Here is a 21,641-nt window from a genome sequence, read left to right as displayed (position 1 = left end):
GCTACACTCACCGCAGACGATGGATAAGTCTGCACAGGCAAAGGGTGTGTAAGCCAAAAGCGAGCAATTGTGTTTAAGCACCCTTTTACAAAGCTGTTAATTACCTTTTAAATAGCTTTTAATTAAGTGAGTCCAGCTTGGCTAAGTAGCGCTTCTCGTCGTCTGGTTTGCGCGCTAGCTCACTGGCTCTTTCAAGAGAACGTCTTGCCGCACCGTTTTTATTTTGTTTCGCGTATATCTTTGCGAGTGCAAAATGCGGCTCATGTAAGTAGTGTCCATGCTGTGCAGCACGCTTTGCGTATTTTTCAGCTAAGCGAAGCTGCCCTGACCGAAGATGACGCTCTGCCAGGCTCAGCCACTGAAACGGATTATTATCGTTAATGCCCTCTATTTGTATAAAGTACTGCTGGGCAACTTCCTCTTTACCGTCTTGTACTAGCAATGAGGCGTAGTTCTCAATTGCATTGAGTGACGAACGGCTTTGCTCAAGCAGATCATGATAAAGCGCCATAGCCGAGTCGCGTTGCCTTATTCGGTTATAAAGCACCGCAAGCATATTGTAAGTTTCGCTGTGCTCTGCACGGTAGGTAAGTCCTAACTTAATGTATTCATAAGCCTGGTCGTAATCTTGTTCGATAATAGCTTGTGCTGCCATATTCCGATGATACATAGCAAAAAATTCATTTTCGCTGAGCATTTCCCCTCTTACGTCTGAGTAGGTTGGAAAATAGTCAATCACCACAAACTCGCGTGTAATAATAAGGCCTTCTTTGGGCTCTGGCTTAGGCCCATATACTCTCGTTCTCACATGGGTCGACAGCAGTAAAATGTTGCCGTGTTTTTCATAGACAGGGGCTGCATCAACCCGCTGATAACGAATATCGAGTTGAGCATGATTGGCCAAGGCGGTGGTTAGAATAGCGAGAGATAAGCAATTGCCCGACATTTTGTCGAAGGCTTCCGATGCAGTGTAGGTTTGACCATGGTAGGTAAATTTAGCCAAGCGAGTGGTCAAAAATTCTGAAAAGCGTGCTGGCGCAGACAAATGCGCGTAGCGAGGATGCGTGTAAAACGCATCAAAAATTTGTTTTTGCTCATCGGTCAATGCAAAAAGTAACTCATCGCTTATGGTTTGAGGCTCAAACCAAGTGTCATTTAGGTGCGTCAACAAGCTGCTCTTATCATTTAAGGTGTTGCTTGCAGGCGCTTGCTGTTGCAAAAGTGACTCCTGATAAGCAATCGCGTCATGTTGATAACTGTGACACCCAAGCAGATAAAACGTAAGCACAACAACGAAAAAACATTTGATATCCATTTCATACTCCGTTTAGTCTAGGGGAAATACACGCCTGTGAGTTTCATCATGCCAACTAATCTTCGCCTTGTCACCTCAATACCCCTTTTGTTAATGCTGTTTGCCTGTAAATCGGGTGCGCAACTTAACAAACAAACGCCTGCAGATAGCGGGGCTCTTAGCACCATCGCCCCGATGCAGACACGCGCCATGCTTATCGATAAAATGCTTAATGACAAGCTTAACAATACCCTGCCAGCACTGATGCAGCGCACCGGGATTGATATGTGGATATTAATCTCCCGCGAGTACAACGAAGACCCGGTACTCAAAACTATGCTCCCCGCGACTTGGTTGTCTGCAAGGCGACGCACCATTTTAGTCCTGTTTAATCCAGGAAATTCAAAACCAATTGAGCGTTACGCAGTGGCGCGCTATCAGGTAGATACCATGTTTCAAAAAGCGTGGGATAAAGAATCGCAGCCGAGCCAATGGCAGCGTTTAATTGAGCTCATTGAGCAAAAACAACCACAACGCATCGGTCTAAATATGTCGGAACATTTTGCATTGGCCGATGGAATGACGGCCACAGAACATCAGGCGTTTATGCAAGCTCTCCCCGCCACTTTACACAACAAAGTAACGAGTGCTGAAATGCTATCGATTGCCTGGCTCGAGACTCGCACTGCACTGGAAATGGAATATTATCCAAAAATCGTAAAGATGGGGCATGAAATTATTAAGCAAGCCTACACCAGCGGATTCATTCAGCCCGGCGTGACCACAACCGACAATCTGGTGTGGTGGCTGCGTGATAAATCTCGCTTCCTTGGTCTAGACAATTGGTTTCATCCGAGCGTGTCTATTCAGAGGGCAAATAGCGATAAATTTGATCATGTTTCAGCGTTTAGTCAGAACAAAGCGAATAATATTATTCAGCCGGGTGACCTTGTTCATATGGATTTTGGCATCACTTATCTGCGTCTTAATACTGACCAACAACAGCATGCCTATGTACTCAGAGAAGGTGAAACCGATGCGCCCGACTATTTAAAAAAGGCTCTGGCCAATGCTAATCGCTTGCAGGATATTTTTACCAATTTGTTTGCTACTGGCAAAAGCGGCAACGCAGTTTTGGCAGAGGCAAGAAAACAAGCCATCAGTGAGGGGATTAAACCATCTATTTATACCCATCCGCTTGGGTATCATGGACATGCTGCTGGCACAACGCTAGGAATGTGGGACGCGCAAGCAGGAGTGCCGGTGCAGGGCGATTATCCGCTTTTTCCGAACACCGCATACTCTATTGAATTAAATGCGGCGACCTTTATTGAGCAGTGGGGAAAAGAAGTGCGCATAATGTTGGAAGAAAACGCGTTCTTTGATGGTGACCGCGTCAGCTACATGGATGGCAGACAGACGCAGTTTCATCTAATAAAATGATAGTGCTTAGCAGCAATTAGCAATTAAGCCCTGAAAAACTCTCGCTTCATTTCATTGTCTGTTTTGAATACACCGCCTAAAGACGAGGTGCGTGTGAACGAGTTAGTATCGCGAATGCCGCGCGCTTTTACGCAGTAATGTGTCGCGTTAATCGTTACCGCCACATCGTCTGTGCCTGTAAGTGCCTGAAGAGCAACCATGACCTGCTGAGTCAAACGCTCCTGCACTTGCGGGCGCTGCGCAAAAAAGCTGACTAAACGGTTAATCTTTGACAAACCAATCACTGTGTCTTTGGGAATGTACGCAACAGTCGCAGTGCCGTCTATCGTAACAAAGTGATGCTCGCAGGTGCTGGTTAGGCTGATATTCGTGACCTGAACAGGCTCCTCAATCGCCATTTTGTTTTCAATTTGCGTGATCTTGGGAAAACTGCGGTAATCGAGTCCCGAAAAAATTTCGTTGACGTACATTTTAGCGATGCGTCGAGGCGTATCTTGTAAACTATCGTCATTCAAATCTAAGCCCAATGTTTGCATTATCTCGGTCATAGACGCCTGAATACGCGCGCGCTTTTCTTCGTTTGACAGCTTATTTTCAACCATAGGGGTTTCTAACCCGTTGGCAATCAGCGCGTCACGCACAAGCATCGCTTGGGGTGACATTGCCAACTCTGTGGCTTCATGCATTACTATAGCTTCTTTTGCTAACATACTGTGTCCATTTGCTGTGATTATAATGTCGTATACGCTCAATCATATAAGTATGGTTTACATTTTATCCAGACTAATTGAAAATGCGCGATCTGCCGCGCCATATAACGCGTACCCACTTCACTCACCTATTAAGCAGATTTTTGTGACATTTCATCAAAATAAGGATTTATTCTAAAGCTATGACTGCACCTATCTTAATTACTGGCGGCGCTCAGCGTTTGGGACTTGCAATAGCAAAAGACTTACTGCGACAAAATATACCCGTCATTATAACATATCGTAGTGAAAAGCCATCAGTGACCGAATTAATCGCATCAGGCGCCCATGCCATTCATGCAGACTTTGCGACAAAAAAAGGGGTAGATGCATGTATCAATAAAGTGCGTGAGCATACCCAAAGCCTGCGCGCCATTGTTCATAATGCTTCTGACTGGGATCAAGAGTCAGGCAGCGACGATTACGATGCGCTGTTTAATAAGATGATGCAAGTGCATGCTAAGACGCCCTACCGCATCAACCTTGCTTTACAGGAGTTGCTAAATCAGCCTAGCGGTTTTACCGACATCATTCATATGACTGACTTTGTGCAAGACAAAGGTAGCAAAAAACATATTGCCTATGCGGCAAGCAAGGCTGCCCTTCACAATCTAACATTATCATTTAGTGCCTTGCTCGCACCTAAGGTAAAGGTCAATTCCGTTGCACCGGCGCTGGTTATGTTTAACGAGGGCGACAGCGAGGAGTATCGCGCCAAAGCTTTACAAAAATCTTTATTACAAACCTGTCCCGGTAGCTCAGAGGCGGTTAAGGCCGTGAACTATTTATTAAATAGTGAATACATTACAGGTCAAACACTCCACTTAAATGGCGGTAGACATTTAAAATGATACGACTGACTCAACTTTTACTCGCGTTTGTACTATTGAGCTTGAATGTTGCTCATTTACACGCGCAAACCCCGCGTGCGTCAGATGATTTAACCGACATTGAAGTGATAAGCGTAACTGCCAGCAAGCGCCTACAGGCTTTAAACGATGTTAGCGCCAGTGTAAGCGTCATTGACCGCGCGTCAATTGAGCGCATTGAAGCTCAGCACATCAATCAAGTACTCTCACGAGTTGCCGGTACATGGATAAGCCGCGGCAATGGCCAAGAGCATTTAACGGCTATCCGCTCCCCTGTGTTGACGGGTGCAGGCGGTTGCGGAGCATTTTTTATGGCCCTAGATGGAATCAGTTTACGCGGACCCGGCTTTTGTAATGCCAACCAACTGTTTGATGCAAACAGCGAACAAGCTGGCAGAATCGAAGTATTGAAAGGTCCAGCGAGCACCTTGTATGGCACTAATGCTGTGCACGGTGCAATTAATATTATTACCCAAGATGCCTTTGACCAAAACGAATCGACTCTTGGCTTGCAAGTTGGTGCGTATGACTTTGCCCGTTTGAGTACCCAGCTTGGTTGGCAAAACAATACCCAAGCGCTGCGCTTATTGAGCCACATAGAACAAGAAAACGGTTATCAAACAAACAGCGGCTACGACCAACAAAAAGCAACCGTGATTTACCAACAGCGAAGTGACACTTGGGATGTTAAATCAGTTTTAGATGTGTCTAACCTACACCAGGAAACCGCTGGGTTTATTCGTGGTTTTGAAAGCTACAAAGACGAAGAATTTCGGCGTATTAATCCGAATCCAGAGGCCTTTAGAGACGCAAAGTCGTTGCGCTTTTATACTCGTCTTACAAGAGATTTTAACAATAGCACTGTGTCATTTACCCCTTATGTGCGCTGGAACGAGATGACATTTTTGCAGCATTTTTTGCCTTGGCAGGCGCTTGAGGAAAATTCACACTCTTCGCTTGGCTTGCAAGTGCAATACGATACGCAATTTGCAGGAGCCCAATGGATAAGCGGCATAGATATAGACGCCACATTTGCAAATTTAAACGAAACACAAGCGGAGGACTTTTCACCAAACATACCCGCAGGCGATCATTACGACTATGACGTTGACGCCACTGCCCTAGCGGCCTTTACTCAGGCCCAGTGGCAGTGGGATGCCTTTGCCCTCAAGTTAGGTGGACGTTTGGAGCGCACTCAGTACGATTACGACAACTTATTAGAAGGCAATAGTGCCTGCGCGCCAAGTGTTGCTGTTTGTCGCTTTACGCGGCCGCCTGATCAGCGCATATCTTTTAGCGCATTTTCACCCTCCGCTACCTTGGAATATCGAGTATCGGAGCATATTTTTAGCTATCTAAAGTATTCAAAAGGCTTTAGAGCCCCAGAAGCGACCGAATTATTTAGGCTACAGAACAATCAATTCACGACCGATTTTGAGGAAGTCGATATCGACGCCTTTGAACTCGGTATGCGTGTTGATTATCAAACGCACAGCCTGCACGCCAGCATATACGATATGCATAAAAACAACGTGATCATACGCGATACACAGCGACAGAATATTGCTGGAGGCGAGACAGCACATCAGGGCTTTGAACTCGAATACATGTGGCACATATCGGAGCGTTTGCGCGCCTCTAGTAACCTTACATGGCAAAAGCACACCTACCAAAACGATATCGCTATTTCCAATGAAAGCATCAAAGGCAATCGTGTAGACACTTCACCTAACCAAATGTATGGTGCGCGGGTTAATTGGCAAGCCACCGATACGCTTGAAGCAGAATTAGCATGGCAATACTTGTCTGACTACTACCTCGACCCAGAAAACACTGCCGAATATGAAGGGCATTCGTTGCTTGATCTCAGCATTAATGTTGCCATAAATAAAAAAGTTTCTGCTAAAATAAGTGTTTTCAATCTCACCGATGAAGACTACGCGGAACGGGCAGATTTTGCTTTTGGCGGCTATCGATATTTTGTGGGCCAACCGCGTCGCGCCTTTGTTAGCGTTAACTGGATAATTTAATGGCTCAAAGTACTTTAACGACCCATACCAGCCCGTTTACTCTTCTGCCAGAATGGGCAGAGCAAGAAGCAGTGGTGCTGGCTTGGCCTCACCAGCATAGTGACTGGTTAAGCTGGATTGATGCGGCCCGTGCAGCATATTTAAAGCTGATTAGCGCATTAAATGAAGCAAATGTGACGGTGATTCTTTTATGTCCAGCGGGCGAACTTGGCATTGTTAAGTCAATGGTAAGCTTAAATGCGCGTGTCCTGATTATTCCTATGGACTATAACGATACTTGGACACGTGATTATATTTTTGTCACTTGTGAAAGCGCAAAAGGCAACGTGCCTGTGGAGTTTCAATTTAATGGTTGGGGACAAAAATTTGAAGCCAATAGCGACAACCTTGTCAACCAAGCGCTTAGCAAACTATGCCGGCTGCCCTTAACCACCTGCGAAACCGTACTCGAAGGTGGCGCAATTGAAATTGATCAAAATCAGGTACTAATTAGCACACAGTCGTGCCTATTAAATCCCAAACGCAACGGCGATATGGCATTATCGACCTATCGCGCTATATTTGAACAATACCTAGGGGCTGAGCAGGTTCATATATTCGAGCACGGTCATTTAGAGGGCGACGATACCGACGGTCATATCGATACGCTTGTGCGCTTTACGCCGCTTCGCTCTATTGTTATGCAAAGCGCATTTAATCGACCTAATGACCCTCACTATGCTGGGCTAAATGCGCTTAAGCAAGAGATACAAGAGGCATTCTCTGGCTATCCCATTTTTGAATTACCCTTGCCTAATATGATAAATGACGAGGGCGACCGCTTACCCGCATCATATGCGAATTTTCTCATTTGTAATCAGTCAGTGCTCGCTCCTGTATATCAGCAACAAGAAGATGAACTTGCCATCGAAACATTGCAAAGCGCATTTCCTAACCACAACATTGTGCCTGTCGATTGCTCTACCATTGTGCAGCAGTTCGGCTCTTTGCACTGTATTACCATGCAAATTCCCAGCGCTACTTTGAAGCCAGAAATTTTAGCCCTCGCCAATCAAGGAGTGGCAGTATATGACATCTAATTTAAATGAACGAAAGCTTAAAATTGGTTTAGTCCAGCAAGCGGTCGCGTCTAATGATAAACACGAAAACTGGGCAAAGTCGGCTGCAAAAGTTCGTCAGTTAGCCCAAGACGGCTGTGAGTGTATATTGCTGCAGGAGCTTCATTCCACTTTGTATTTTTGTCAAAATGAAGACGTAAACGCCTTTGATTTAGCAGAGCCTATTCCTGGCGAGGCAACTGCTTTTTTCGGCGCGCTAGCCAAAGAGTGTAATGTCGTACTTGTTACCTCACTTTTTGAAAAGCGTGCGGCCGGCCTTTATCACAATACCGCCGTTGTATTTGATAGAAGTGACGAAATTGCAGGCATGTACCGCAAAATGCACATTCCCGATGACCCAGGTTTTTACGAGAAGTTTTATTTTACGCCGGGCGACATGGGCTTCGAACCTATCGAGACAAGTGTAGGAAAGTTGGGCGTATTAGTTTGTTGGGATCAGTGGTATCCAGAGGCCGCGCGATTAATGGCAATGAACGGTGCTGAGATATTGTTTTATCCCACTGCGATTGGCTGGGATAGAAACGATACCGCAGATGAGCAACAGCGTCAGCAGGGCGCTTGGGAAACCATACAGCGTGCCCACGCGGTGGCGAATTCATTGCCTGTAGTGGTCGCAAACCGAGTGGGCTTTGAAGCCTCTCCAGACGACGCCGATGTAGGCATCGAATTTTGGGGCCATAGCTTTATTGCCGGCCCGCAGGGAGAAATTCTTAGTATGGGCAGCGATAGCGAAGAAACCGAACTCAGTGTGGAGCTTGATTTAAACCGCACTGAAAACGTCAAACGCATCTGGCCGTATTTCAGAGACCGACGCATTGACGCTTATTCGGATTTGAACAAGCGCTGGGGAAAATAAGCCTTAAGTGAAAGGCGCATTTGGTAAAAGGCACTTGAGCATGATGCGTTTATCCGTGCTCGTGCCTGACAGCAAGCTAATAAATCTTCACAACATAAACAACTTAGCGTGATAGCTTAACAGTATTTGCGGAGCGCCTTCGGGGAAAAGCGACTTTATTACCGTCGTATCGGTTGATAGACCACCTGTATATTTACCAAAAGCGGGCATAAGCAACATATGCTTGCCAATCACAAATGACTTTCCGGTTACGCGCTTTTGGCTTACCTTATAGCTGGTTTTAGGATGATAATGCCCAACAATTTGTCCTAGTAAAATCTCAGGTTCGAATGTGGTGCCGGCCGAATCTGGCAAAAAACTGCTCAGCTCTTCCGGTTCATGCACAAACAATAGTCCATCTATTAACACGTGAGGCACTCGTATACCGCTAAGCACTTGCGGGATATCAGGGTCATGGTTACCCAGCACCCACATCCATTTGTTTACGTTGTTAAGCATTGCATTAAGCGTTTCAATATCGTCTTGCTGCAAGCGTTTATCGGCATTCACATCATGAAAGCTATCGCCCAAGCAAATCACCTGTTTAGGACGATATTGCTCAATTAAGAGCTGCATGCGTTTAAGGGTTTCACGGGTATCAAAACGCGGAAGGGGATGGGCAAACTGCGTTAAAAAACTGCCTTTTTCAAAGTGTAAATCAGAAAAAATCAGCAGGTCGTGACGCGGCCAGTACAGTACTCCACGGCCATCTATGATTAAGCGCTGCTCACAAAAACGCACTGGAATTAGCGTGTTGTTCATCACCAGCGCATGCAGCGCATCAGCTTCAATCATCTTTTATTGCCCGTCTGCATTGCCACCTTCACTCAACAGCAGGCGAATATCATCCATCATGTGTTCCGCTTCCTGATATAAATTAGCTTGCTCAAGTAAGGCCTGCATTCCGGCACCGCTTACTTGTTCAGAGCGCACATCCAGCACAATAGGGATGGCCATCGGTGAAGGTTTTGATAAGGCTCTAAAGTCGTAGTTCCCATCAAAGCGTATCAGTAAATCGGCGGTGCGGCTCAAGTCGAGTAGTTCACGCTCCGCATCCTCGCGCGTAACCTGTAGCAACACATGGTCCTTGTCGTATTCACGCAGCGTGTCGTAAATTAAATCGGTTGAAAACGTGACCTGACGCATCGTTTTTTTACTACTGTGATACTGCTGTTCTATCAAACCGCTGACAACCGCCACACGCCTAAAAGAACGCTTGAGCATGGCAGCCTCGAGCATCCAGTCTTCAAGTTCATCTCCTAATATATCAGGATTAAACAAGCGGGGAATATGGCTTAAAAGAACTTTTTGCAGAGAACAAATAGACAATCCATAATCAGTAATTGAAAAGCTCAAAGGCTGAAGACCAAGCTTTTCCATTCTTCGGGTAATTAGCATACCTAAGGTTTGATTGGCCTTTCGCCCTTCAAAGGTATAGAACATCACAAACTCAGTTTTGCGAAATGGGAACTGCTCAATTAGCACCTTATTTGGCTGAGGAATCATTGAAAAAGCCTGTTGCAGCTCCAGCCAGTCGCGCACTTGCATGGGCAGTTTATTCCACGCATCTGGGGTATTGAGAAGCTCACGAACCGCCTCAGCCAAATAGGTAGATAGAGGCATTTGTCCGCCGACATAACTAGGTACTTTAGGCTCTTTTGCCTTACCCGGCTTGGCCTCAACCATCATGTCGCGTATTCCTTCAAAGCGCAGCACTTCACCGGCAAAGTAAAAGGTGTCGCCCTTAACCAACTGCTGTGCAAAATACTCTTCTACTTCACCAATTATTTTTCCTTGGTGAGAACGGCGAAGCCGCTTAACCTTTAGCCGCCCTGCCTCAACAATGGTTCCTATGTTTTGCCGATGCCGCATGGTCACTCTCTTCGAGGCACTTTGAAATACGCCCGGCGCCACCTCTTCAAGCCTGTTATAGCGCTCATAAGCCTGCAGTGCATAGCCTCCGTTTTGCGTAAACTCCCACAGTTTTGCGAAGGTCGTTTTATCTAAACCACTGTATGGCGGCGAGGCGAGCACTTGCTGATAAATTTCATCTATCGTGGCAGGTGCGCTGCATACACAGTTAAGGATGTATTGAGGCAATATATCTAAGGCTCCGGACTGCGGCGCATCGCCGTCAAGCTCACCCTTTTTAATGGCGTTAATCGCGGCTAAACATTCGAGCGCTTCAAAGCGGTTACCTGGCACTAGCAAGGCTTGAGAAGGTTCATCTAAACGGTGGTTTGAACGGCCAATTCGCTGCAGTAATCGACTCACTCCCTTTGGCGCGCCCATTTGAATCACTAAATCAACGTCTCCCCAATCAATACCTAATTCCAAAGCCGACGTCGCCACTATGGCTTTTAGCTTACCTGCTGCCATCATGCTTTCGGTTTTTTGCCGCTGGTCTTTACTCAAAGAGCCATGATAGATGGCAATGGGTAGTACCTCTGTATTGAGCTCCCACAGGGCTTGAAATATTAGCTCGGCAGTTGCTCGTGTATTTACAAACACAATGGTCGTGCCGGCTTGGCTTATCGCTTTATATACGTCGGCAGCGGCATATTTTCCCATGTAGCCACCAAAGGGGATGCGCGCCTTGGTATTGAGGATTTTAACTCGGGGTTTAACCCGCGTTTTCGCCTCTACCACATCCACCGCCTCACCGTTTGCACCAAGCCACAATGCCAACACATCTGGATGAGCTACTGTGGCCGACAAACCAAAACGAATAAAATCCGGGCACAAATACTGTAGGCGGGCCAAGGCCAGAGAAGTAAAATCTCCTCGCTTGGTATGAGCAAAGCTGTGAACTTCATCGAGAATGACACATTTCAAATTAGCAAATATGCTCGGCGCATCGGCGTAAGAGAGCATCAGCATTAGCGACTCGGGAGTGGTCAGTAAAATATGCGGAGGTTGCCGACGCTGCTTTTGTCGCTGATAGGCAGTGGTGTCGCCGGTGCGAGAAGCGACTTCTATGTCTAAGCCCATGTCGTTGATGGGCTGGTGCAAATTCCGCTCAATGTCGTAGGTTAAGGCTTTTAGAGGCGAAATATAAAGCGTATGCAAACCCAATTTTTTAGACGCTCTTACAAAGGCCTTACTGTCTTTGTCGCGCTTATCGTTTAAAGGCTTTTCACGTGCATGCAAGTCTTCTAACTGCTGATGCAGGTCAATAAGGCTAGGTAGAAACCCAGAGAGCGTTTTTCCTGCCCCGGTAGGCGCAATCAATAAGCTTGATTTACGCCGCGCAAAAGCCGTGATCATTTTCTTTTGATAAGGCCGTATTTGCCACTGCTTATTTTCAAACCATTGTTTAAAAATGTCAGGGATACGCCCGCGCTTGTTCGACATTGCAGTGATCGTGTTTTCCTTTGCCTTTATAAGTGTTTTGCTGTTAGCTCCATATATACATCTGGCGCTGAGCATAAGTTTAGCTTCAACGAATAAAACTTTGCAGGGGCAAGATGCGTATGCATTTGCAAAGCAAGCAAGGCCTGTGGAGAGAACTATTAAACGGCATCCCGAAACATGGATAAAAACTGATAAATTCGGACTCTACTGTAGTGCATTAGACGCCTACATTGACCCCATGCATCCTGTGCCTCGCGCCATCATAACCCATGGGCACGCCGATCATGCTAGGCCCGGACACAAAGAAGTGTTTGCCACTGAGCAAACGCTTAACATCATGCAAATTCGCTACGGGGATGACTTTTGCGAACACCCTCGGGCGCTTGATTACGGTCAGCGTGTAAATATCCATAAGGGTGAGCTTTACTTCGCGCCTGCAGGACACATCCTCGGTTCTGCGCAAGCGGTAATAGAGCATGCGGATCATCGATTGGTGCTCTCAGGCGACTATAAGCGACATCGCGACCCAAGCTGCCTACCTTTTGAAGTAACACCCTGCGACGTATTTGTGACCGAAGCGACTTTTGGACTACCGGTATTTAAACACCCTTACATCAATGACGAAATGCAAAAGCTGCTAGATTCGATGGCCTTGTTTGAAGACCGCTGCCATCTTGTTGGCGTTTATGCATTAGGAAAATGCCAACGTTTAATGCTGTCGTTGCGTGAGCTTGGCTATCATAAAACGATTTACTTGCATGGCGCACTTATTAAACTCTGTGAGTACTATCAAAGCCAAGGGGTTGACTTAGGAAAATGGGAGGCTGTTAGCGAGCTTGCTGATTTAAAAACCCTCAAGGGTGAGTTAGTACTCGCACCGCCGTCGTCACTCAGTGACAGATGGTCGCGCAAATTGCCTAATGTCATGACCGCTATGGCATCAGGATGGATGCAAATTCGCGCCCGCTCCAAGCAAAGAAGAGCAGAGCTACCGCTGATTATCAGCGACCATTGCGACTGGCCTGAGCTGCTGCAGACGCTTGAAGAGGTAAACCCTGACGAGGTATGGGTTACCCACGGGCGTGAACAAGCACTTGTGCATCAAGCTCAGAAAATGGGGTTTAAAGCAAAAGCGCTGTCGCTAATTGGTTATGATGAGGATGAGAGCTAATATGATTGCCTTCGCCGAGCTAGTCGATAAGCTTTACTTCACATCTAGTAATTTAGCCAAAGCCGCTTTAATCAAAGACTACCTTGCCAACACACCCGACCCAGACCGTGGCTGGGCTATTGCCGCCATAGCAGGCACTTTAAATTTTGATTTTTTTAAACGCGCGATGATTAAAAAGCTCATAGTTGAGCGTGTTGACCCGCTGTTATTTGACCTGTCTTACGATTATGTGGGGGAAATGAGCGAAACCGTTTCCCATTTATGGACGCCTATTGATTCAGACCCTCCCTGCGTGCAAACGCTACCGAGCTTGTCAGAATTAGTTACTCGCTTTGCCGAGGGTTCGCGCGCTGAAAACCGCAATTACCTTATTAGCTTACTGAACAGCATGAACGCGCCGCAAAGGTGGGCCCTTTTAAAGTTAGGCACGCAAGGCTTGCGTATCGGTGTGTCGGCGCGTTTTTTGAAAAAAGTGCTGGCTGAATATGGGCAGCGCTATGACAAAGATATTACGGTAGAGGACATAGAACGACTTTGGCATGGGCTTACACCTCCTTATCAGTCTTTTTTAGAATGGCTGGAAGGAAAAGCCGCCATGCCCGATGTTAGCAAGAGTCTGACCTTTCAACCGGTGATGCTCTCTCACCCTTTTGACGAAACCATGCTAGAAGACATTCACCCTAGTCAATGGCAGGCCGAATGGAAGTTTGACGGCATTCGTGTGCAATTGGTCGTTGGTGTTGCCGGCAAGGCACTGTTTAGCAGAACGGGGGACGACATCAGTGCGGCTTTTCCAGAGATTTTAGCGCCGCTTGAAAAAAGCGATATTGAGGGGGTATTTGACGGCGAGTTAATTGCCCTGTCGCCCAAAAATGAGCAAGCGCCTTTAGATAATACCATCCAAGATATACCAAGCGTGCTTAGTGCCAATGAGGATAAAAACAGCTCACACCAAATCGCGTCTTTTAATCAGCTGCAACAAAGACTGAATAAGAAAAAGCCCAGCAAAAAGCTCATCGGTGAATATCCTGCCGGCATTATTTTATATGACGTGCTGAGTCTAAACGGTGACGACAAACGCGACCTGCCGCTTGAGCAACGTTATAGCAGCCTGCACGCTTGGTTTAAGAGTCAGCCCTATGCGCACTTATTTTTATCATCTAGGCTTGAATTTGAGGGCAGCAAAACCTTAGAAATGCTTCGAGATAAGGCGCAAACGCTAGAGCAAGGTTACATCGAAGGTTTGATGCTCAAACGCAAAGATGCCCCTTATGTATCAGGTAGACCAAAAGGTAAGTGGTATAAATGGAAACGCGACCCTCAATTGATTGACGCCGTCATTATGTATGCGCAGCGTGGACACGGAAAACGCTCTTCTTTTTACTCTGACTACACCTTTGGCTGCTGGCAAGACGGGCAGTTGCTGCCCATCGGTAAAGCATACAGTGGATTTACCGATGAGGAGCTAAAACGCCTAGATAACTGGGTGCGTAAACATACCATTGGCCGATTTGGGCCTGTCAAAGAGCTCGAGAAAGCGCTGGTGTTTGAGGTAGCGTTTGACTCGGTACACGAATCAAAACGCCATAAATCGGGCGTGGCCTTGCGCTTTCCGCGCATTCATCGTATCCGTTGGGACAAACCTGCTAACGAGGCCGATACCTTAGATACCCTAAAGGCCATGCTCAAGTACTAACGCAGGACTGTTAATAAACACGCTATGTGCGTTCTAAATTAGCAGTGAGCCATGCGGCGGTGCTGGTTGCTTAACCGTATGTGTGAATATACACAAAGGCGTTAACCGCTGTGGTTTTGCTTTGTATATTGCCTATCAATCGGGTATTGTACTTTCATCTTCAGACCTACTCGTTTTTATATGCTGCTTAGGCAAAAACTCAATCTATTTATTGCTCTTACCGGGGTGTTGGCAACGCTGATGACCTATGGCGTCAGCATATGGGTATTAGACAATTTTTTAGCAAAACGCGACTATGAACAAAAAGAAGCACTCACCGCGAGTATCCGTCAAGATATCGAAGTCTTCGACCGTTTGCTTCTGCTCATAGAGCAAGAATGGGAAACTGAACTAGAACAGTCTTTGCCTAAATTAGCGAGTGAATTACAAGCTTTGTATACGCAAAAAGGCGATGTCACTCAAGCGCAACTGCTTACGCTTCGTGACAAATATTCGCTTTCCGACCTTCATCTTATTAACAGCGATCTTATAGTCTATGCCAGCACTTTCGACTCCGAAGTTGGTTTAGACATGACCAGCTATGGCGACGATTACACAAGCAGTTTGCGTAAGCTTCTCAATGCAGATACGTTTTTTACCCATCGCGTGTCTTTATCAACAGTCAACGGCAACCTTAAAAAATACGCTTATTACAGCCAAGCGGGTAGCAACATTATTGTTAATGGCGATATCGACCTGCAAAAACGATTAGAGGAAGAAAAGAGCAACCAAATTGGAGATTACCTGTTTGGCGACTACGTAGACAAACTAGTGGCAAAATACCAAAGCATTAGCAGCATCGACTTATTCATTTTAAGTCCGGTTGATCAATGGTCTTTGTTCAATCCCGGACATCGTATTGAAGAAGAAACCGCTCGAGCCCTTTTTGATGGCACTTATCGAGATGATGGTAACGATAATATGGTGTTAGAACATGTTGATATGCAGTCTTATCGCCAAGTTGGATTTAAAGCCTTTTTACAAATCGACTTTGATAATTCCCTGATTCGTCAGACTAAATCAAACTTGCAAACCTTTTTATTACTCAGCGCTTTGATCATTGTCATTGTGAGCTTTTCGCTAATACGTTTGATCACCAAAACAATACTACTAGACAGATTCTCACAATTGCTGCTGCAGATTAAAGGAAAACAGTCTGACGATTCAGACCCAATTTCGCTGTCGGGAGATGATGAACTCTCTATCCTCAGTAATGAAATTAACGAAATGATGGCCCGCATCAAGCGAGAAGAAGAGACCAATAAATGGTTAACCGGTATCTCGCAAAAAGACAGCTTAACCGGTCTTGCAAACCGCCGATGGTTTGACGAGAAGTTTTTATTTGATTGGAACAAAGCGCGAATAGCCCGCCAAGATATCGCGATTGTAATGATAGATGTTGACTATTTTAAGCAATACAACGACTCATACGGACATTTGGCAGGCGATAAGTGCCTAACACAGATTGCAGAAGCGCTCTTGTCGCAACTCAACCATCATACCGGTTTTATCGCGCGATATGGTGGTGAGGAGTTTGTGTGTGTGTTGCCTAATGTCGGCGAACAAGCCGCTTATGATAGCTGCGAAAAAATGCGAGAATGCATTGAGGACTTGGCAATTGAGCATGAAGCGTCTCAAGTCAGTGATGTGGTTACCATCAGCCTGGGATGTTTAAGTGTGAACGGTAGTGTTGAGCAAAGTGCAGAGGCACTGATTGAGGCGGTCGACCAATTGTTGTACGAATCAAAACGCAATGGCCGTAACCGCGTAACCTGCAAGCGCCTTTCTTAGCGCTTGCGCTTAGTGATTAAGCCTTAGCCGACGGCCTAGACGATACCTGTTGATACCACCTGTTTACATTCTGATGCTTTTCGCCCAGTCGAATTTGCACAACTCTTGCAAAATCTATTGCACAAAGCGCCGTAATATCAGCAATAGAGAACTTAGGCCCGGCTATAAATTCTTCGTCCGCGAGGCGCTTTTCAAGCACGCTTAAGTATTTAGTTGCATTAATACCCGCTTCTTTTCCATACTCAGGAACAGGCGTCATTCGGTCTTTAAAATGACCCGTGCTGTGTTGAAAGCACATGCCCACCTGCATAAACAAACAAAACTCAACTTGGCGCTGCCACATCATCACTTGAGCCTTTTCAATCGCGCTTTGACCAAACAAATAAGGCTCCGGTTGAATGGCCTCAAAGTAAGCGCAAATCGCATCGCTTTCGCCAATGCAGGTGCCGTCGTCAAGTTCAAGGATTGGTATTTTGCCAATAGGGTTTTTAGCGCGCATCGACGCACTTAAATTTTCGCCTGCGCCCAAGTCAACTTGCACGTACTCTACTTGAATGTCTTTTTCGGCTAAAAAAATTCTCACTCGTCGAGGGGTGGGCGCGGTTTTGGTATCGTAAATTTTCATACTACACATCCTTTTATATTCACTTGAGCTATGGCCGAAAGTTTAATTTGCTAAAGTGGCGCTAGGCCAAAGGTCGCTTTTTATAAACCTGAATGTAATTGACCGCCAAACTCTTCGATAAATTCCACTGTTTGGTAAACGGATTGTATTTCATACCTGTCTCGTCAATAAGCTGCATCCTATTGATAGATGCCCAGCTATTAAGCTCAAGTGGGTTAATAAACATGTGCCAGTTGTGGGTGCCAATTGGCAAATACCGCATGATGTATTCAGCGCCAACAATACCAATCAAAAATGAACGAAGAGTGCGATTTAGCGTTGCCATCACGAGGCAGCCCTCTTGTTTGGTTAGCAAACTGCATTCGCGCACAAGTTCTTTCGGCATCGGCACGTGTTCTACCACTTCTGCATTAATAACAACATCAAACTCTTTGCCCTCAGGCAAGAGGTGTTCAGCCAGCATATGTCGGTAGGTAATATCAAGGTTACTTTTAATCGCGTGACGACGGGCGACCTGAATGCTCATTTCGCTCGCATCAATGCCAGTCACCGTTGCGCCGGCCTTTGCCATCGCCTCGCTAACCAGACCGCCACCGCAGCCTACGTCGAGTACCGTCAGGCCATCTAAACAATTAATAGCATGATGGTTGCGACCAAAGTGATTCGCGATTTGTTCAATAAAGTACTCGGTGCGCGCCTGATTAAATATCAAGGCGGTTTTGTACTTGCCATTTGGATCCCACCAACTCTCGGCAAGCTTGTCGAATTTAGCAATCTCTTCGGCAGAAATATTTTCATTATCTGCGGTGACTGAACTAAGCTGACTCTTGTCTAACATCGTATACCCTTAGCAATATGCAAATTAAAGGACCATCATGGCAAACGAAAAAAACGTACTTGGCACCACATTAAAGCTTTGCTGCGGCAACACCGGCTTCACACGCGAGGGCTTTTGTTATGTTCCCAATAGTGACTTTGGAAATCATAGCGTTTGTGCCATCATGACCGACGAATTTCTTGCCTTCTCTAAAGCCTCGGGCAACGACCTCATTACGCCTAATCCCATGTACGACTTCAAAGGCCTGAAAGCCGGTGACCGTTGGTGCTTATGTGCTGTTCGCTGGTATCATGCGGTTGCAGCTAATGTCGCGCCACCAGTGATACTTGAAGCAAGTAATGCAAAAGCACTTGAAGTCGTTGGGCTTGACGTTCTGAAAGCTCATGCTCATGAGCCTTAATGTATACGTTTTAGGTTAGCGCCCAGCACCAACCGGCCCAACTGCTATTGTTGCCCGTCTTTCCATTCTTTGAGCATTTTTGCGCGCATCGCATCTATGCTCTGTTTGTTTTCACTTACCCACCACTTTTCCATAATGCGAACGTTGCGCTGATTTGCTTTAAACCAGATATCCACAATGTCACCTAAAAACGGAACAAAGCCCAATAAAAAATCCAGTAGGCAATTGCGCAGCATTTTTGTTTTCAAGGCTTTGGGCACGCCCATTTTATGGCCTAAGTGCACAATTCTTAGCGATGCCAACAGCATAATGGCGTCACCTACCACCGGAATAAGACCCACTAAAAAATCCAAGCCTACTTTAATACCAATAATGGGCAAGCGCACTGCAGTGTCGAGCGTATTCGCCATTGATTGGGCTTTTAACAACTCCGCGGGCGCCTTTAATCCCGCATCTGAATCACTGTTGCTCATGCGCTTAACTCCCCTAGTCGACGCTTATTTTTCGGCGCCAATGGCTTTAGCAAGCTGATCGCGCTGTTGATAGTTATCTCCTACCTGCCAACCTTGAATGTTTTGCTCCACCAACTCACACAACATATCCATGTGGGCATCGTCACTATTTAAGCATTCGATGTATTCATAGCGCTCGCCACCGGCTTCCATAAAGTATTCGCGATTTTCCTCACCAATCTCTTCTATGGTTTCCAAGCAGTCTGAAGAAAAACCAGGGCACACAACTTGAAGTGATTTCACACCCTTATCGGGCAATCCTTTTAAGGTTTCATCGGTGTATGGGCGCAGCCACTCTTCACGGCCAAAACGTGATTGAAATGTTGTCATGTATTCGTCGGAGCTTATATTAAGCGCCTCGGCAATCAAGCGAGAGGTTTTATGACATTCGCAGTGATAAGGGTCGCCGTTTGTTAGATAGCGTTTTGGAATGCCGTGATATGAGAATATCAGCTTGTCACAGCGACCGTGCGTTTCCCAATGCGCTCGGATTTTATCTGCCATGCACTTTATGTAAGCAGGATTATCGTGGTAATGACTAATAAAACGGAAGTCTGGCAACCAGCGCCGCTGAGTAAAATCATGTGCAAGGGCATCAAACGTCGAGCCCGACGTAGAGGCACAATACTGAGGATAAAGCGGGAGCAAAACTATCTTTCTAGCGCCTTTTGCGAGCAGACGTTCAACGGCGGTCGATACCGAGGGCTCACCATAGCGCATCGCATACTCTACCACCACATCATCGCCATATTTGCGCGTTAAGCGCTCGTACAGCGCCTCAGCTTGTCGCTTAGTGTGAGTGAGTAGAGGTGAGCCATCCTCAGTCCATACCGTTTTATAAGCCTCTGCGGAACGTTTGGGCCGAATATTTAAAATAATTAAATTAAGTACGCACCACCAAATCACTTTTGGCACTTCTACCACGCGAGGGTCTGATAGAAACTGCTTTAAATAAGGTCTAAGAGCTTGTTTGGTAGGCGCTTCAGGTGTGCCTAAGTTACTAATGAGCACACCGATTTTGTCAGGCTGTGCATGAGTAAAACTTTGCTGAGAACGATACTTCATAAATAGGATTGGTCGCTATAACGATTTAATTAAAAATACGTAAATTCATTGGCTTTGGACTTCTCCAAAGCCAATTTTACCTAAGTTTTAGGGGAGCGGATTGTAGTAAGTAGCAGCGCCTGGACCAACCGGCAAGCCAAACAAAAACACCCAGGCATAAAACAAAATGCTCCAGCCAACAATAAACGTTAGCGTGTAAGGCAGCATTGTTGCAATGAGTGTTCCCATTCCTAGATCTTTTTTATAGCGAGCCGCAATTGCCAATATGAGACCAAAATAGCTCATCATCGGTGAGATAACGTTGGTCACCGAGTCGCCTATTCTGTATGCCGCTTGAATTAACTCTGGCGCAAAGCCTATTAACATAAGCATAGGCACGAAGATTGGCGCAGTCACTGCCCACTGCGCTGACGCGCTACCCAATGACAAATTCACAATGCCGCACATCAAAATGAACAGCAGGAATACTTCAGGACCGTCAAAGCCGGTTGCTTGCAAAAACGCCGCGCCTTTGACTGCCAATACAGTGCCCAAATTCGTCCACTTAAAAAACGCCACGAACTGCGCGGCAAAGAACACAAGCGTGATATAAAGACCCATTGAACTCATGCTTTTTGCCATAGCATCAATAACGTCTCGGTCGTTTTTCATAGTGCCGGCAATACGTCCGTAAACAAAACCGGGGATGGCAAAGGTAATAAAAATGAAGGCTACAATGCCTTTTAAAAATGGCGAACCGGCCACTTCGCCCGTGTCAGGGTGCCGCAGAATACCGTTTTCCGGCACGATAGTGAACGCCAACACACTACACACTAATACAAAGGTAAGGCCTGCCCATTTCATCGCCTTTATTTCAACAGGGGTCGGCGCGTCCATTTTTTGCTCACCCAAATCAATAGAGGCGTCTTTGGGGTCGTAAACGCCCAAACGTGGCTCAACAATTTTTTCAGTCACAAAGGCGCCCATAATAGCCACGGCAAACGTACTGACGAACATGAAATACCAATTTACTTCAGGGCCAACAACATACTCAGGGTCTATCATGCGCGAAGCATCTTGAGTGATACCGGCTAGTAGCGGATCGACCGTACCTAACAGCAAGTTTGCACTGTAGCCTGCCGACACACCAGCGAATGCGGCGGCTAGACCGGCTAGCGGATGACGCCCTAAAGAATGGAAAATCATCGCAGCAAGCGGTATTAATACAACATATCCCAGCTCTGAAGCGGTGTTTGAAACCACGCCGGCAAATACTACTACTACCGTCACTACTTGCTTAGAGGCGTTCATGACCATGGCTCGCATCATAGTGCTCAGTAAGCCCGAGTGCTCTGCCACAGATACTCCCAACAGCGCAACTAATACGGTCCCTAAAGGGGCAAAGCCTGTGAAGTTAGTCACCAGCCCAGTAACAATTCGCTGCAGGCCTTCTGCGTTCATTAAAGAAATGACTTCTATTACGCCATCAGCCTCGCGCCCTTTCGCACCAATTGGGCGAGGGTCTAAAACGCTTACATCGAAGTAGCCTAAAATACCGCTTAAAAATACAATAAATAATGCCAGTGAGGCGAACAAGGTAATTGGATGCGGCAGTAAATTACCGAGCCATTCAACACCTGCTAAAAAACGAGAAAACCAACCACTGTTGGCAACGCTCGCTGGAGAAGGGCTTTGAGATGAATTAGACGACAAACGCTGTTTCTCTTGGTTATTGTTATTATGTTGTAAATAATACCTAATTTGGCACTACTT

General features: G+C 46.2%; 18 protein-coding genes. 9 read left to right on the top strand and 9 right to left on the bottom strand.

Annotated elements, in window-relative coordinates:
• Positions 1–118 precede the first annotated feature (118 nt).
• Positions 119–1,315, bottom strand: a complete 1,197-nt coding sequence (locus tag ACFO4O_RS14865; RefSeq protein ID WP_382409921.1) for a tetratricopeptide repeat protein — start codon at positions 1,313–1,315, stop codon at positions 119–121.
• Positions 1,316–1,363: 48 nt separating this feature from the next.
• Here ACFO4O_RS14865 and ACFO4O_RS14860 point away from each other — a divergent pair, with 48 nt between their 5' ends.
• Positions 1,364–2,737, top strand: coding sequence for a M24 family metallopeptidase (locus ACFO4O_RS14860; protein ID WP_382409919.1), 1,374 nt, complete (start codon positions 1,364–1,366; stop codon positions 2,735–2,737).
• Between the two features lie 23 nt (positions 2,738–2,760).
• Here the strand turns inward: ACFO4O_RS14860 and folE are convergent, their stop codons facing one another.
• Positions 2,761–3,447 carry a GTP cyclohydrolase I FolE gene (gene folE, locus ACFO4O_RS14855; RefSeq protein ID WP_382409917.1) on the bottom strand — a complete coding sequence of 229 codons (687 nt, stop codon included), beginning with the start codon at positions 3,445–3,447 and terminating at the stop codon, positions 2,761–2,763.
• 182 nt (positions 3,448–3,629) lie between these two features.
• Here folE and folM point away from each other — a divergent pair, with 182 nt between their 5' ends.
• Genes folM through ACFO4O_RS14835 form a run of 4 tightly spaced genes read left to right on the top strand, consistent with a single transcriptional unit; the run spans position 3,630 to position 8,359 of the window.
• Complete coding sequence (gene folM / locus ACFO4O_RS14850; protein ID WP_382409916.1) at positions 3,630–4,337, top strand: dihydromonapterin reductase; 708 nt, start codon at positions 3,630–3,632, stop codon at positions 4,335–4,337.
• Positions 4,334–6,385 carry a TonB-dependent receptor gene (locus ACFO4O_RS14845; RefSeq protein ID WP_382409914.1) on the top strand — a complete coding sequence of 684 codons (2,052 nt, stop codon included), beginning with the start codon at positions 4,334–4,336 and terminating at the stop codon, positions 6,383–6,385. The genes folM and ACFO4O_RS14845 overlap by 4 nt, the downstream gene beginning before the upstream one ends.
• Complete coding sequence (locus ACFO4O_RS14840; RefSeq protein ID WP_382409912.1) at positions 6,385–7,464, top strand: agmatine deiminase family protein; 1,080 nt, start codon at positions 6,385–6,387, stop codon at positions 7,462–7,464. The genes ACFO4O_RS14845 and ACFO4O_RS14840 overlap by 1 nt, the downstream gene beginning before the upstream one ends.
• A complete protein-coding gene (locus ACFO4O_RS14835) occupies positions 7,454–8,359 on the top strand; it encodes a carbon-nitrogen hydrolase (protein WP_382409911.1) in 906 nt (301 codons plus the stop codon). The genes ACFO4O_RS14840 and ACFO4O_RS14835 overlap by 11 nt, the downstream gene beginning before the upstream one ends.
• An 87-nt stretch (positions 8,360–8,446) precedes the next feature.
• On the opposite strand, the gene pdeM is transcribed toward ACFO4O_RS14835, so the two are convergent.
• Positions 8,447–9,193, bottom strand: a complete 747-nt coding sequence (pdeM, locus tag ACFO4O_RS14830; RefSeq protein WP_382409909.1) for a ligase-associated DNA damage response endonuclease PdeM — start codon at positions 9,191–9,193, stop codon at positions 8,447–8,449.
• Positions 9,194–9,196: 3 nt separating this feature from the next.
• Complete coding sequence (locus tag ACFO4O_RS14825; protein ID WP_382409908.1) at positions 9,197–11,752, bottom strand: ligase-associated DNA damage response DEXH box helicase; 2,556 nt, start codon at positions 11,750–11,752, stop codon at positions 9,197–9,199.
• A gap of 145 nt (positions 11,753–11,897) precedes the next feature.
• On the opposite strand from ACFO4O_RS14825, the gene ACFO4O_RS14820 reads away from it, so the two are divergent.
• From ACFO4O_RS14820 to ACFO4O_RS14810, 3 genes are all read left to right on the top strand, one after another.
• Positions 11,898–12,923, top strand: a complete 1,026-nt coding sequence (locus ACFO4O_RS14820; protein ID WP_382409906.1) for a ligase-associated DNA damage response exonuclease — start codon at positions 11,898–11,900, stop codon at positions 12,921–12,923.
• 1 nt (position 12,924) lies between these two features.
• Positions 12,925–14,619 (top strand): cisplatin damage response ATP-dependent DNA ligase, encoded by a 1,695-nt coding sequence (locus ACFO4O_RS14815; protein ID WP_382409904.1) that lies wholly within the window; start codon positions 12,925–12,927, stop codon positions 14,617–14,619.
• 180 nt (positions 14,620–14,799) lie between these two features.
• Positions 14,800–16,449 (top strand): diguanylate cyclase domain-containing protein, encoded by a 1,650-nt coding sequence (locus ACFO4O_RS14810; RefSeq protein ID WP_382409903.1) that lies wholly within the window; start codon positions 14,800–14,802, stop codon positions 16,447–16,449.
• Positions 16,450–16,465: 16 nt separating this feature from the next.
• Here the strand turns inward: ACFO4O_RS14810 and ACFO4O_RS14805 are convergent, their stop codons facing one another.
• On the bottom strand, positions 16,466–17,074 hold the full coding sequence (locus ACFO4O_RS14805) for a glutathione S-transferase family protein (protein WP_382409901.1): 609 nt from the start codon (positions 17,072–17,074) through the stop codon (positions 16,466–16,468).
• 61 nt (positions 17,075–17,135) lie between these two features.
• A complete protein-coding gene (gene ubiG, locus ACFO4O_RS14800) occupies positions 17,136–17,912 on the bottom strand; it encodes a bifunctional 2-polyprenyl-6-hydroxyphenol methylase/3-demethylubiquinol 3-O-methyltransferase UbiG (RefSeq protein ID WP_382409899.1) in 777 nt (258 codons plus the stop codon).
• A 37-nt stretch (positions 17,913–17,949) separates the two neighbouring features.
• Here ubiG and ACFO4O_RS14795 point away from each other — a divergent pair, with 37 nt between their 5' ends.
• Positions 17,950–18,312 (top strand): DUF2237 family protein, encoded by a 363-nt coding sequence (locus tag ACFO4O_RS14795; protein WP_382409897.1) that lies wholly within the window; start codon positions 17,950–17,952, stop codon positions 18,310–18,312.
• Positions 18,313–18,356: 44 nt separating this feature from the next.
• Here ACFO4O_RS14795 and ACFO4O_RS14790 read toward each other — a convergent pair whose 3' ends face one another.
• The 3 genes from ACFO4O_RS14790 to ACFO4O_RS14780 all read right to left on the bottom strand — a co-directional run bounded on the left by ACFO4O_RS14790 (position 18,357) and on the right by ACFO4O_RS14780 (position 21,581).
• The gene (locus tag ACFO4O_RS14790; protein WP_382409895.1) at positions 18,357–18,785 is read right to left on the bottom strand and encodes a DUF4112 domain-containing protein; all 429 of its coding nucleotides are present in this window, start codon (positions 18,783–18,785) and stop codon (positions 18,357–18,359) included.
• Positions 18,786–18,809: 24 nt separating this feature from the next.
• The gene (hemH, locus tag ACFO4O_RS14785; protein WP_382409893.1) at positions 18,810–19,889 is read right to left on the bottom strand and encodes a ferrochelatase; all 1,080 of its coding nucleotides are present in this window, start codon (positions 19,887–19,889) and stop codon (positions 18,810–18,812) included.
• 87 nt (positions 19,890–19,976) lie between these two features.
• The gene (locus tag ACFO4O_RS14780; RefSeq protein ID WP_382409892.1) at positions 19,977–21,581 is read right to left on the bottom strand and encodes an AbgT family transporter; all 1,605 of its coding nucleotides are present in this window, start codon (positions 21,579–21,581) and stop codon (positions 19,977–19,979) included.
• Positions 21,582–21,641 lie beyond the last annotated feature (60 nt).

It is taken from the genome of Glaciecola siphonariae (assembly GCF_042652645.1).
Classification (GTDB): Bacteria; Pseudomonadota; Gammaproteobacteria; order Enterobacterales; family Alteromonadaceae; genus Glaciecola; species Glaciecola siphonariae.
The sequence above is the reverse complement of the archived record's forward strand: the minus strand, read 5'-3'. Positions and strand labels throughout refer to the sequence as shown.